At 67.9% G+C, this 12,189-nt stretch carries 12 protein-coding genes and 1 riboswitch; of the genes, 6 read left to right on the forward strand and 6 right to left on the reverse strand.

What is annotated here, in order from left to right; all coding sequences use genetic code 11:
* The 6 genes from ASE31_RS10365 to ASE31_RS10390 all read right to left on the reverse strand — a co-directional run.
* Positions 1-473, reverse strand: a 473-nt coding sequence (locus ASE31_RS10365; protein WP_057201579.1) for a DUF1566 domain-containing protein, incomplete at its 3' end; no start/stop codon positions are given.
* Positions 474-493: 20 nt separating this feature from the next.
* A complete protein-coding gene (locus tag ASE31_RS10370; protein ID WP_057201580.1) occupies positions 494-1,303 on the reverse strand; it encodes an HAD-IIB family hydrolase in 810 nt (269 codons plus the stop codon).
* A gap of 37 nt (positions 1,304-1,340) precedes the next feature.
* Entirely contained in the window at positions 1,341-2,711 is a 1,371-nt protein-coding gene (locus ASE31_RS10375; RefSeq protein WP_057201581.1) for a hypothetical protein, read from the reverse strand.
* Positions 2,712-2,823: 112 nt separating this feature from the next.
* Positions 2,824-4,452: a peptide chain release factor 3 gene (locus ASE31_RS10380; RefSeq protein ID WP_057201582.1), complete on the reverse strand. Its 1,629-nt coding sequence runs from the start codon at positions 4,450-4,452 to the stop codon at positions 2,824-2,826.
* A 121-nt stretch (positions 4,453-4,573) separates the two neighbouring features.
* Complete coding sequence (locus tag ASE31_RS10385; RefSeq protein WP_057202440.1) at positions 4,574-5,350, reverse strand: SDR family oxidoreductase; 777 nt, start codon at positions 5,348-5,350, stop codon at positions 4,574-4,576.
* Between the two features lie 74 nt (positions 5,351-5,424).
* Positions 5,425-6,075 (reverse strand): TetR/AcrR family transcriptional regulator, encoded by a 651-nt coding sequence (locus tag ASE31_RS10390; protein WP_057201583.1) that lies wholly within the window; start codon positions 6,073-6,075, stop codon positions 5,425-5,427.
* A 78-nt stretch (positions 6,076-6,153) separates the two neighbouring features.
* Between ASE31_RS10390 and ASE31_RS10395 the strand changes: the two genes are divergently transcribed.
* The 6 genes from ASE31_RS10395 (at position 6,154) to ASE31_RS30995 (ending at position 12,159) form a co-directional block, all read left to right on the forward strand.
* The gene (locus ASE31_RS10395; RefSeq protein ID WP_057201584.1) at positions 6,154-7,245 is read left to right on the forward strand and encodes a DUF2855 family protein; all 1,092 of its coding nucleotides are present in this window, start codon (positions 6,154-6,156) and stop codon (positions 7,243-7,245) included.
* Positions 7,246-7,280: 35 nt separating this feature from the next.
* Positions 7,281-7,359, forward strand: a riboswitch (S-adenosyl-L-homocysteine riboswitch).
* Between the two features lie 73 nt (positions 7,360-7,432).
* Entirely contained in the window at positions 7,433-8,866 is a 1,434-nt protein-coding gene (gene ahcY, locus ASE31_RS10400) for an adenosylhomocysteinase (RefSeq protein ID WP_057202442.1), read from the forward strand.
* A gap of 109 nt (positions 8,867-8,975) precedes the next feature.
* On the forward strand, positions 8,976-9,968 hold the full coding sequence (locus ASE31_RS10405; protein ID WP_057201585.1) for a TlyA family RNA methyltransferase: 993 nt from the start codon (positions 8,976-8,978) through the stop codon (positions 9,966-9,968).
* A complete protein-coding gene (gene metF, locus ASE31_RS10410) occupies positions 9,965-10,816 on the forward strand; it encodes a methylenetetrahydrofolate reductase [NAD(P)H] (protein ID WP_057201586.1) in 852 nt (283 codons plus the stop codon). The genes ASE31_RS10405 and metF overlap by 4 nt, the downstream gene beginning before the upstream one ends.
* A 52-nt stretch (positions 10,817-10,868) precedes the next feature.
* Positions 10,869-11,480: a hypothetical protein gene (locus ASE31_RS10415; protein ID WP_057201587.1), complete on the forward strand. Its 612-nt coding sequence runs from the start codon at positions 10,869-10,871 to the stop codon at positions 11,478-11,480.
* Between the two features lie 199 nt (positions 11,481-11,679).
* Positions 11,680-12,159, forward strand: a complete 480-nt coding sequence (locus ASE31_RS30995; protein WP_082604121.1) for a septal ring lytic transglycosylase RlpA family protein — start codon at positions 11,680-11,682, stop codon at positions 12,157-12,159.
* The last annotated feature ends 30 nt before the right edge of the window (positions 12,160-12,189 follow it).

Consider the following 12,189-nt stretch of genomic DNA (forward strand, 5'->3'; position numbering starts at 1 on the left):
ACGAGGCGTGCCGGCATGTGGTTCAGCTTAAGCGCCATGTTGGCCCGGCCTTCGCCGAAGTGCACCAGCCAGGCGTGGGTGATGCGGCTGTTGGCCTGGCTTGCGCTCCAGAACCATGTGGGGGGCGTGTCGGGAAATGCCTCGGTGTCGATGGCGGGGTGGCTGCGCGCCTCGTCCACCAGCGTGTGCAGTTCACGCACCGTGGGCAGGCGCCAGCCTGCCTGTTGAGCGGCGTGTTCCGCCGCTTCGATCTGGGTGAGGGCCAGGGGCTCGCCTGCGCAGCCTGCACCGGTCCATGCCATGCCCTCGGCGCAGCGGCGCCAGGTCAGGCCGGTGCTGCGGTCGTGCACTTCCTGGCCGCCCGCGCGCACGGAAAAGCGGGCCGGCGTGTACTGCGTCGTGAGCAGGTAGACGCCCAAGGCGCCGACTCCCATGGCGAGCCATGCCAAAGCGAAGGTGTTGCGCCGGGACATGTGCGCAGCGGCCTGGCCTGTCAGGCGGTGGCCGCCATCCGCGTGAGGATGCGTTGCGCCACCTCGGCAAAGCCGGCACCACGCTCGCCCTCCGTCACGTAGCGCGGCAGGTGGGCCAACTGCGGCACGAAGCGCGCGATGTTGGCCACGCCCACGCTGTGCGCAAAGTGCTGGAACATGAGCTGGTCATTGGTCGAATCGCCCACGTAGACCCAGCGGTCCATCTCGGCATCAAGGTCGCGGCCGAACAGCTCGCGCACGATCCAGCGTGCGCCTTCGAGCTTGTTGTGTGCCCCGAACCAGCCATTGATGTGGATGCTGCTCACCGTCGCGTTCATGCCGGCCGCGCGCATGCGCTGCACGGCGGCGTCGATGGCGCCCTGCGACAGGTCGGTGAACTCGCTGTGATCGATGGCGATGTCGGTCTCGCGGCCCGGGGAGTCGGTGGCACGGCCGGCCCCCGGCACCTCGCGCTCCACCTGTGCCAGTACCTCCTGCATGCGTGCGTAGTTGGCCTTGCGGGTGGGCCCGTCCTGCTGGTAGGTCTTGGCCAGGGTTTGGCCCGCAGGGCCGTCCACGCGGCGCAGGGCGACGGCACCGTTTTCGGCCACGATGGCATCGACGGGCCAGCTCAGCGCAAAGGGTTCGCTCCACCCCACGGGGCGCCCGGTGATAGGGATGACGTGCAGGCCTGCGGCGCGCAACGCGCGCAGCGCTTCAAGCGCATCGGGCGTGATGGCGCCGTCGGTGGTCAGCGTGTCGTCAATGTCGGTGAAGACACCCAGCAAAGGGGGTGTGGCTGCAATGTGCCAGTGGGTCAGGGGATGCATGAAGGCGGGAGCAAAAAATGGGACCGGCTTAGCCGGGTCAGAACAGCAGGTCCAGGATGCGGTTGATCAAGGCGAAGCCGAGGACCGTGACCACAAAGTAGCCGATAGTCAGAAGGGTCCGGCGGCGCTCCTGGCGGTTGGTGGCGGTGCGGTAGATCCAGGCTGCAATGGGCGGCCCCACGAGGGGAACCAGGATGGCCAGGCCCATCATCGGGATCACGACAAAACCGCCCCAGTTGTCGGCCGTGTTCATGGTGCGCGCCGACTGGAAGACATGGTAGGCCGGGATGGCCAGCGCAATGAACAGGGCGACCGAGGCGGCCGCTACGCTGATGTAGCGGGCCATGGCGACATACATCGCAGCACCGGCGAGGAGGGCCCCCCACCATTTCAGGGCGGCCCAGCGATCGCGCTCGCGGGCCTGGCTTGCAGAGGCCGCCTTGGCCGCGCCCGCCCGGGTCTCGCGGGCTTGTGCGGCGCAGTTTCCGCGTTGTTCGCACGACGCATTGGCCGCCAGAAAGCTGCGCAGCGCGTCCTGCCGGGGCTGCGCGAGCGCGGTAACGAGCGCGTCGCGCTCGGATTCCCGGTCTAGCGCGTCGGACCGGATGCGCAGCCGCCCCTGCTGCTGGGCGGCGAGGAGGAGCACCGCCCCCGCATCCCCTGCGGCAGCTTGCAGCGCCGGACCGCGGCACAGGTAGGGCATGGCCTGGTCGGGCGCCAGGGCGGCTTTGGCCTGGTAGCGGGGAGTCTCGCAGGCCATTGACCAGGCGGGTGTGACGGCTTGGGCCGCAGCACGCTCCGGCAGCAGTTCGAGTTCGAACGGGCCCAGGGCCAGCGCCCTGCTGCCGGTGTTGCGCAGTTCCACCAGGGCGAAGACGCCGGGTGCGGGCGGTACGCCCGGGGTCGGGCTGGCAGTGGGTGCCCTGGCATTTTCGCGCAGTGCCCAGACGCCCGGACGCAGGTTCACCAGACGTTCCCGCAGGCTGCCGATCTCGTCAGGCAAGGGCACGCTGGCCTCGGGCAGTGCGATGCGCAACTGGCGGGCCAGCAGGGCGTTCCACCAGGCCTTGGCGTCGCGAGCGCGGGCCGTGCCTTCCGGCGAACCGACGGACTCGATGGCCTGGCCCAGGGTTTCGGTCGCTGGGGCGAAGTTGCCTGTCGGCTGCAGGCTGGCCAGCCAGCGCAGCAGCAGTGCCTGGCGCAGAGCGGCGGCCTCGCGGGGACGGCCCAATGCCTCCAGCGCCTGGGGCCAGTGCATGGACTCGACGGGCGGGTCGCCGACCGGCATGTTCAGAATGTCCTGGACAACCGGGATTTCCGCGCGTGGCGCGGCGGGCTGCCTGGCGCCGCTGCGGGGCGGGTCTGCCACGGCGATGGTGCCGCCCAGTCCCAGTGCGACCAGGAGCATGAACCGCCGCAGCAGGCCTGCCGCCCTGCCCTGGAGCGCAGGCCGTGCTATGGGGGGCTGGGCGTGCCGCATGGGAGGGACGATGGCCGGGAGATGGCTGGGAGGATGAGGTTCAGCCCGCGCTGCCCAGGCTCAGCCCGGCGTGTTCGCGCAGCGGGTGGAAGTGGATCTTGGGAAAACGCTCCTGCGCCAGCCGCACGTCGTAGGGCGAGGTGCACAGGTAGGCCAGGGCATTGGCCGCGTCGTGCGACAGGCGCATGGGGTAGGCGTCGGTGAAGGCGCGCAGGTCGGCCGGGCTGTCGGCGGTGATCCAGCGGGCGCCGGTGTACTGGCAGCCTTCCAGGCGCACATCGGCGTCGTACTCGGCGCGCAGGCGGTGCTGCACCACTTCGAACTGCAGCTGGCCCACGGCGCCCAGCAGCATGGGGCCGCCCACGTCGGGCTTGAAGACCTGGATGGCGCCTTCCTCACCCAACTGGGCCAGGCCCTGCTGGAGCTGCTTGGTGCGCAGCGGGTTCTTGAGGATCACGGTCATGAACAGCTCGGGCGCGAAGAACGGCAGGCCGGTGAACTGCAGGTTGGCGCCATCGGTGATGGTGTCCCCGAGCTGCACGCCTCCGTGCGTGGTGAAGCCGATGATGTCGCCCGCGTAGGCCTCTTCCACCGCCTCGCGGCGCTGGGACATGAAGGTCACGACCGAGGTCGGGCGCAGCTCCTTGGCGGTGCGCTGCACCTTGAGCTTCATGCCCGGGGTGTACCGGCCCGAGGCCACGCGCACGAAGGCGATGCGGTCGCGGTGGTTGGCGTCCATGTTGGCCTGCACCTTGAACACCACGCCGGCAAAGCCCTCGTCCTCGGGCTGGATGATCTTGACCACGGGCTGCTTGTTCACCTGCAGCGTGCTCACGCGCGGGCCGGGGGGCGGCGCCATGTCCACTAGGGCATCGAGCACCTCCATCACCCCGAAGTTGTTCACCCCGGAGCCGAAGAACACGGGCGTCAGCTTGCCGGCCAGGAAGGCCTCGTGGTCCCACGCGGGCGAGGCGCCCACGGCCAGCTCCATGCTTTCGAGCGCAGCGTCGAACTCGGCGCCGAAGCGCGCGCGCAGGTTCGTCTCGTCCGACAACGGGATGGCCTCGAAGTCCTGCGGGCGGCGCTCGCTGCCGGACTCGAACACCGTCATGGTCTTGGTGCGCAGGTTGATGATGCCGCCGAAGGCCTTGCCCTGGCCCACGGGCCAGGTCATGGGGCAGCAGGGCATGCCCAGTTCGCGCTCGACTTCGTCCATGATGTCCAGCGGGTCGCGCACTTCGCGGTCCATCTTGTTCACGAAGGTGATGATGGGCGTGTCGCGCTGGCGGCAGACCTCGATCAGGCGGCGCGTCTGCGCTTCCACACCGTTGGCCGCATCGATCACCATCAGCGCCGAGTCCACGGCCGTGAGCACGCGGTAGGTGTCTTCCGAGAAGTCCTTGTGGCCGGGGGTGTCGAGCAGGTTGATCACGTGCTCGCGGTACAGCATCTGCATGACCGAGGAGGCCACCGAGATGCCGCGCTGCTTTTCGATTTCCATCCAGTCTGACGTGGCGTGGCGGCTGGCCTTGCGGCCCTTGACGGCACCGGCGATCTGGATCGCGCCCGAGAACAGCAGCAGCTTTTCGGTCAGCGTGGTCTTGCCCGCGTCGGGGTGGGAAATGATGGCAAAGGTGCGGCGGCGCCGGGTTTCGGGGGCGTAGGACACAGGGGAATTCCAGGAGAGGGGTGGGCAGCACGCACGCTGCGGCAATCGGTGGGGCTGCCCATGGGGCGCCCGGATCTGCCGATTTTACCGGGCCGGCGCCCCGTCCCCCTGCGGCAGCCCCTCAGGCCACTTGTGCCTGGGTGTGGCGCGCATACATCTTCTGCATGCCGCCCAGCCAGCGCTCGTAGTCCTGGCCCTTGTTGCGGAAGTACTGCGCCACCTCGGGGTGGGGCAGCACCAGGAAGCGCCCGTCCTGCATGGCGGCCAGCACGTCGCCCGCCACCTGCTCGGGCGGCAGGATGCCGTCGTGCGAGGCCGAGCCGCCATCGCCCGTGACCATCGCGGTCTGTACCGACTGCGGGCACAGGCAGGCGACGCCCACGCCCTTGCGGCCGTAGGCGATGCGCAGCCACTCGGCAAAGGCCACGGCCGCATGCTTGGTGACGGCATAGGGGGCGGATTCAACGATGGTCAGCAGCCCGGCCGCCGAGGCCGTGATGAGGAAGAAGCCCTCGCCGCGCTCCACCATCTCGGGCACCACGGCGCGGGCCGCCCAGACATGGGCCATGCCGTGGATGTTCCACATGGCGTCCCACAGCGGGTCTTCGAGCTCGATGCCGCCCGGGCGGCCCAGAATGCCGGCGTTGGAGATGTAGGCGTCGACGCGGCCGTAGCGCTCGCGCGTGGCGGCCACCAGGGCCTGGATGTCGGCTTCGCGCGCAACGTCGCAGCGCACGGCCAGGCCACCGATCTCGTCGGCCACGGCCTGGGCTGGGTCCAGGTGCAGGTCGGCCACGACCACGGCGCGGGCGCCTTCCTGTGCAAAGCGCCGCGCGATGCTGCGGCCGATGCCGCTGGCGCCGCCGGTGACGATGATGACCTTGTCCTTCGGGTCCATGGGGTGCTCCTTCTTCTGTGAGGGCGCCAGTGTGGAGTGCCACGGCAAGCGCAGCAGCCGCGCAGGTGACAGGTTCAGCGCGGCGGATTCGCGGCCTGCAGGATGGCTGCGCAGCACAACTGCTCCACGCCATCGGCCCATTGCCGCATGGCTGCAGGATCGAGCTGGAGCAGCAGCACATAGCGGCGCCCGCCCCAGGCCGACAGGTGCAGGGCCTGCTGGAGGTCGGGGCCCGGTGGGTGGGGCAGGTCGGTGCAGGCGGCGAACACATGGCCCCAGGCCGCAGCCAGCTCTTCGTGGGCGCGGCGGTGGTGGTGCGGCTCGGCCATGGCGGCTTCCAGTGCCAGCATGTCGGGGTGGAAGATGGGCAGCTCGGGCGCATCCACGCCGCAGACCAGGCGCACCAGGTGGTGGATGCGTTCCTCCCAGCGCAGGCCGGCGGGCTGCACGGCCTCGCGGTCGATGGCCGCGAGCAGGGCTTCGAGGCAGTGGCGCACATAGCCCGAGAGCAGGGCGGTCTTGTTGGGGAAGTAGTCGTAGAGCGTGCCCACGGCGATGCCGGTCTCCAGCGCCACGTTGCGCGTGGTGAGCCTGTCCCAGCCATCGCGCTGCCAAATCCGAACAAAGGCGTCGTAGATGGCCTGCACGGTGAAGCGGGCGCGGGCCTGGCGCGGCCTTTTCAACGGCCTGGCAGCCGCTGCGGGGCGGGCGGGAGGGGCCTTCATCGGTTTCCGAACCCGCTGCAGGGCAGGGCGCCATACAGTGACCGCAGCGCATTTTCACACCCGACCCGGAGACACACCATGACCATGCAGACCCGCCTGTTGACCGACATGAATGCATTGAATCACACCCGCGCCGTGCAAGCGCCCCTGGTGCCACTGCAGCCCAGCGAGGCCCTGCTGCGCGTGGACCGCGTGGCCGTGACCACGAACAACATCACCTACGCCGCCTTCGGCGATGCCATGAAGTACTGGGACTTCTTTCCCACGGGTGAGGAGGGCTGGGGCCATATGCCCGTGTGGGGCTTTGCCGAGGTGGTGGCCTCCGACGTGGAGGGCGTGGCCGCGGGCGAGCGCTTCTACGGCTACTGGCCAATCGCCAGCCATCTGCGCATGCAGCCCGTGCGCGTGACGGCGCGGGGCTTCTACGACGGCGCGGAGCACCGCCAGGGCCTGACCTCGGCCTACAACCAGTACACGCGCACCAGCGCCGATCCGGCCTACCGGGCCGACGACGAGAACTGGCAGATGCTGGTGCGGCCGCTGTTCATCACCTCGTTCATGCTGGCGGACTTCCTTGCGGACAACGCGTTCTTCGGCGCGCAGCGGCTGGTCTTTTCCAGCGCGTCGAGCAAGACCGCATTCGGCACGGCGTTCTGCCTGCTGGGTCTGGAGGGCATCGAGCGGGTGGCGCTCACCTCGCCGCGCAACAGCGCCTTCGTGCAGGGCCTGGGGTGCTACGACCGCACCGTGGCCTATGGCGAACTGGAGGCGCTGGATACGGCCGTGCCCACACTGTATGTGGACTTTTCGGGCGACGAGGACCTGCGCGCGCGGGTGCACCACCACCTGGGCGATGCGCTGGTCTACGACTGCTATGCTGGCTCGGCCCAGAACACGCATTTCCTGCGCGATACCGCGCTGCCCGGGCCGGCCCCGGCGTTCTACTTCGCTCCGGTGCAGATCCGAAAGCGCAATGCCGACTGGGGCCCCGAGGTGGTGAACCAGAAGTTCAACGCCGCGCAGCGCGCCTTCATCGACTGCATCAGCGATGCCCGCCAGCCCTGGATGCAGGTGCAGGAGCACCAGGGCTTTGCGGCGGCGCAGGCGCTGGTGCAAGACCTGCATGCCGGCCGCATCGACCCGCAATTGGGCCACGTCGTCGTTCTGTAGGCGCCCGGGCCCGGGCCTTTTACTTATAATGCGCGCATCCGAGGAGCGTTGCAGCGTCCCCAGCACTGGCGGGGCGTGAGGCTCGGAGTCATCTAGCAACGACGCTCATCCACTTCTCGTGTGGTGAGCCTTCCGTCTCTCCCCGCGCTGAACGTGGTCTTTCAAACATGCTTTGGAGCACACCATCATGAACGCACGCGTCAACGCCCCGGTCAACACCGACTGCATCATTGCCGACATCGGCCTGGCCGCCTGGGGCCGCAAAGAGATCCGCATCGCCGAAACGGAGATGCCCGGCCTGATGGCCATCCGCGAGGAATTCGCTGCCCAGCAGGCGCTCAAGGGCGCCCGCATCACCGGCAGCCTGCACATGACGATCCAGACCGCGGTGCTGATTGAAACCCTGCAGGCTCTGGGCGCCGACGTGCGCTGGGCATCGTGCAACATCTTCTCCACGCAGGACCATGCCGCTGCCGCGATTGCCGCCAACGGCACGCCCGTGTTCGCCATCAAGGGCGAAACCCTGGCCGAATACTGGGACTACACCCACCGCATCTTCGACTTCGGGCCTGCCGGCAGCGAAGGCGAAGGCCCCAACCTGATCCTGGACGATGGCGGTGACGCCACGCTGCTGATGCACCTGGGCCAGCGCGCCGAGAAGGATGCCTCGCTGCTGGACAACCCCACCAGCGAAGAAGAAACCTGCCTGTACGCCTCCATCAAGGCCAAGCTGGCCGTGGACCCGACCTGGTACACCCGCAAGAGCGCACAGATCATCGGCGTGACCGAAGAGACCACCACCGGCGTGCACCGCCTGAAGGAAATGTCGGCCAAGGGCACGCTGCTGTTCCGCGCGATCAACGTCAACGACTCGGTGACCAAGAGCAAGTTCGACAACCTGTACGGCTGCCGTGAGTCGCTGGTGGACGGCATCAAGCGCGCCACCGACGTGATGATCGCCGGCAAGGTGGCCTGCGTGGCCGGCTACGGCGACGTGGGCAAGGGCAGCGCCCAGGCCCTGCGTGCCCTGTCGGCCCAGGTCTGGGTGACCGAGATCGACCCCATCAACGCCCTGCAGGCCGCGATGGAAGGCTACAAGGTCGTGACCATGGAGTACGCCGCTGACAAGGCCGATATCTTCGTCACCACCACCGGCAACAAGGACGTGATCACCCATGACCACATGAAGGCCATGAAGGACCAGGCCATTGTCTGCAACATCGGTCACTTCGACAACGAGATCCAGGTCGCGTCGCTCGAACAGTACGAGTGGGAAGAGATCAAGCCCCAGGTGGACCACGTGATCTTCCCGGACGGCAAGCGCATCATCCTGCTGGCCAAGGGCCGCCTGGTGAACCTGGGCTGCGGCACGGGCCACCCGAGCTTCGTGATGTCCAGCTCGTTTGCCAACCAGACCATCGCCCAGATCGAGCTGTTCATGCACAAGGACCGCTACGAAAACGGCCAGGTCTACGTGCTGCCCAAGCACCTCGACGAAAAGGTGGCCCGCCTGCACCTGAAGAAGGTCGGCGCCATGCTGACCGAGCTGTCCGACGATCAGGCCGCCTACATCGGCGTGTCCAAGCAAGGCCCTTACAAGCCTGACACCTACCGCTACTGATCGGTTGCTGCCGCTGGCGCTCTTCTTCTCAAGGGAGGGGCGCCGGCGGCGAACGACTTCCTGCCCTCGAGGCCCTGAAATCCATTGCCCTCGGGTGAGAGAGTGACGCATGCGCGCAGATGTTTTTTTGGTGGAATCCGGCCATGCGACCACACGGTCGCAGGCACAGCGCCTGATCACTGCAGGGGTGGAGTGGCGCCTGTCGCCGCTGTCGCCCTGGCAGAAGGTGGCCAAGAACGGTGACGAGATTCCATCGGTGGCCGAGTTGCGGCTGCTCGATGACGCGGAGGTGAAATACATCTCGCGCGGCGGGCTCAAGCTCGAAGGCGCGCTCAAGGCGGTGGGCCTGTCCGTCACCGGGCTGCGCTGCCTGGACGTGGGCCAGAGCACCGGCGGTTTCACCGACTGTCTGCTGCAGCAGGGCGCGGTGCAGGTGATCGGCGTGGACGTGGGCCAGGCCCAGTTGCACGAGAGCCTGCGCAGCGACGTGCGCGTGGTCTGTGTGGAAGGGCTGAACGCGCGATCGATCACCGCGCAGGTGCTCAAGGAGGCCTGCGAGCAGGCGATCTCGGACCCGGTGGGCGGCGCGGTGGCAGACGACGATGTGCAGCCCGAAAACCCGTACCGCTGGATGTCGGGCGATGGCGAGGTCACCGACTACGACGACAGCGACGATGTGAGCGACGACGATATCGAGGCGGACGCTGCCAAGGGTGCTGCTCCGGCAGGCCAGGAGCCCACGCCCCGATCCGGGCTGCGCCGCCGTGCGGGTTACGAGCAGGTGGACACCACCCCCAGCTTCAGCCTGGTGGTGGGCGACCTGTCGTTCATCTCGCTCACGCTGGTGCTGCCCGCGCTGGTGCCACTGCTCGCGCCGGATGGTCAGTTGCTGATGCTGGTCAAACCGCAGTTCGAACTGCAGCCCGGCCAGGTGGGAAAGGGCGGCATCGTGCGCGATGAATCCCTGTACGCGGTGGTCGAGCAGCGCATCCGCGACTGCTGTGCCGGCCTGGGTCTCTCGGTGCAGGCCTGGCTGGACAGCCCCATCAGCGGGGGTGATGGCAACCGTGAATTCTTTGTTTTTGCCAGGAGGGCCGCATGAATGCTGCCAAGGCGCAGGCCACCGGGTTTCCGGTAAGTCTCGAATTCTTTCCCACCAAGACGCAGGCAGGCGCTGACAAGCTGCGCGCCGAGCGCCAGCAGTTGTATGCGCTGAGCCCCGAGTTCTGCTCCGTCACCTACGGTGCGGGCGGCTCCACCCAGGAAGGCACCTTCGGTGCCGTGCGCGAGATCTTGGCCGAAGGCGTGCCTGCGGCATCGCATTTCTCGTGCATCGGCGCCACGCGCGAATCGGTGCGCCAAGAGCTGGCCCAACTCAAGGCCATGGGCGTCAAGCGCCTGGTGGCGCTGCGCGGCGACCTGCCCAGCGGCTATGGCGCGGGTGGCGAGTTCCAGTATGCCAGCGACCTCGTGGCCTTCATCCGGGCCGAGACGGGGCGCGACTTTCACATCGAAGTGGCCGCCTACCCCGAGGTGCACCCCCAGGCGCGCTCGCCGGAAGCCGACCTCAAGGCCTACCTGGCCAAGGTGCAGGCGGGTGCCGACGCGGCCATTACCCAGTATTTCTACAACGCGGATGCCTATTTTCGCTTCGTGGACGACGTGCAGCGCCTGGGGGCCAGCATTCCGGTGGTGCCCGGCATCATGCCGATCACCAGTTCCACCCAGCTCATGCGCTTCTCAGATGCCTGCGGCGCCGAGATCCCGCGATGGATTCGCTTGCGTCTGCAGGCCTTCGGCGACGACACGGCCAGCATCAAGGCCTTTGGCCTCGACGTGGTGACGGATCTGTGCGACAAATTGCGCAGTGAGGGCGTGCCGGCGCTGCACTTCTACACCATGAACCAGAGTGCCGCCACGCTCGAAATTTGCCGTCGGCTGGTGCTGTAACCGGGCCGAAACGGTAATATCCGTACCCTTTGTTTCATTTTTCTGGTGCGCCATGAAGGTTGTATTTGCGGTGATGCTGGCCCTTTTGGGCGGGCTTGGTGTGTCCAACGTGGGAGCGCAGACGCGCTACCACTGCCGGGATGGCAATGGCAATGACTACAGCCTGTCGCGCCCGTGCCCGAGTGGCAGCACCACCCGGACGGTGGAGGCCGGACCTGCTCCGTCTTCTTATTCGTACAGCCAGCCCTCCCGTCCCACGGTGGTGCGCACCGCGCCCGACGTGCCGGATCACTACAGCTACATGAGCGGGCGCTGCCGCTCGCTGGACGAAAACATCCGCAACGCCTATTCGCGCAAGATCGCGCCCGACGTGGTGCAGGGCATGCAGCGCGAGTACCGCCGCGACTGCAGCGAGGAAGAGCGCGATGCGTCGCGCCGCATGTACGATGAGCGGCGCTCCGGCGACCGCCAGCGCCGCGACGAGGAACAGTCTGCCCAGGCGGCAGCCGACGCTGCGCGCCAGCAGGATGCCCGCCAGGTCCAGCAGTGTGCGGAATCGCAGCGCATCCTGAACGCCAAGCGCGCCCGGACCGACCTCACCGAGGGCGAGCGGGGCGACCTGAAGCGCTTTGAAGAGGCGTTTCTTGCGCGCTGCAAGCGCTGATCTTTTGCGAGGAATCGCCTGCGCGCTGGTGGCCTGCCTGCTGTGGTGGCCATCCGCATGGGGCGAAGAGGCGGGTTTGCGCCTGGATGGTGCAACAGGCAGCGGCCTCAAGGTGCCAGCCGACGCTGCAGAGGTATTGCCGCTTCGCAACGGAACTGCCGTGCCTTCCTATCCCACCCTGCCGTCTGATACGGCGGAAATGAACGACGAAGACGACGACGACTCCCCCGAAGTGGACGAGAGCCCCCTCGAAACGGGGCTGGCCTCCTGGTATGGCCAGCGCTTTCACCGGCGGCGCACGGCCAGCGGCGAGCTGTTCGACATGAACGCCATGACGGCGGCGCACCGCACGCTGGCATTCGGTACCCGCATCTGCGTTCGCAGCCGGGAGACGGGCAAGGGCGTGGTGGTGCGGGTCAACGACCGGGGTCCGCACGTGGCCAACCGCATCGTGGACCTGAGCCGTGGCGCGGCGATGGCACTGGGGGTGCAAAGCCTGGGGCTCAAGGCCGTGGACGTCTTCCCCCTGAGCGCAGATGCGGTCACCTGCCCGCCCGCTCCCCTGGACAACCTCTTGCAGCGTTTGGCCCCACCGGAGGTCGATGAGGCGGGCGCACCAGTTGCCAACAACGGTCGTCGCACACGTGCCGTGCCGCCGCGCTTGCGGCGTTCTCCCTGAGCGAGCGCTGCCGCGCGAAGCGCGGCCGTT

The organism is Acidovorax sp. Root217 (assembly GCF_001428645.1).
GTDB lineage: Bacteria > Pseudomonadota > Gammaproteobacteria > Burkholderiales > Burkholderiaceae_C > Acidovorax.

Coding starts and splice junctions, on each gene's coding strand:
- ASE31_RS10390 (WP_057201583.1), bottom strand. CDS start 6,075: ATGAAGGCCCCTCCCGCCCGCCCCGCAGCGGCTGCCAGGCCGTTGAAA.
- ASE31_RS30995 (WP_082604121.1), top strand. CDS start 11,680: ATGAACGACGAAGACGACGACGACTCCCCCGAAGTGGACGAGAGCCCC.
- ASE31_RS10385 (WP_057202440.1), bottom strand. CDS start 5,350: ATGGACCCGAAGGACAAGGTCATCATCGTCACCGGCGGCGCCAGCGGC.
- ASE31_RS10395 (WP_057201584.1), top strand. CDS start 6,154: ATGACCATGCAGACCCGCCTGTTGACCGACATGAATGCATTGAATCAC.
- metF (WP_057201586.1), top strand. CDS start 9,965: ATGAATGCTGCCAAGGCGCAGGCCACCGGGTTTCCGGTAAGTCTCGAA.
- ASE31_RS10415 (WP_057201587.1), top strand. CDS start 10,869: ATGAAGGTTGTATTTGCGGTGATGCTGGCCCTTTTGGGCGGGCTTGGT.
- ahcY (WP_057202442.1), top strand. CDS start 7,433: ATGAACGCACGCGTCAACGCCCCGGTCAACACCGACTGCATCATTGCC.
- ASE31_RS10405 (WP_057201585.1), top strand. CDS start 8,976: ATGCGCGCAGATGTTTTTTTGGTGGAATCCGGCCATGCGACCACACGG.
- ASE31_RS10375 (WP_057201581.1), bottom strand. CDS start 2,711: ATGCTCCTGGTCGCACTGGGACTGGGCGGCACCATCGCCGTGGCAGAC.
- ASE31_RS10370 (WP_057201580.1), bottom strand. CDS start 1,303: ATGCATCCCCTGACCCACTGGCACATTGCAGCCACACCCCCTTTGCTG.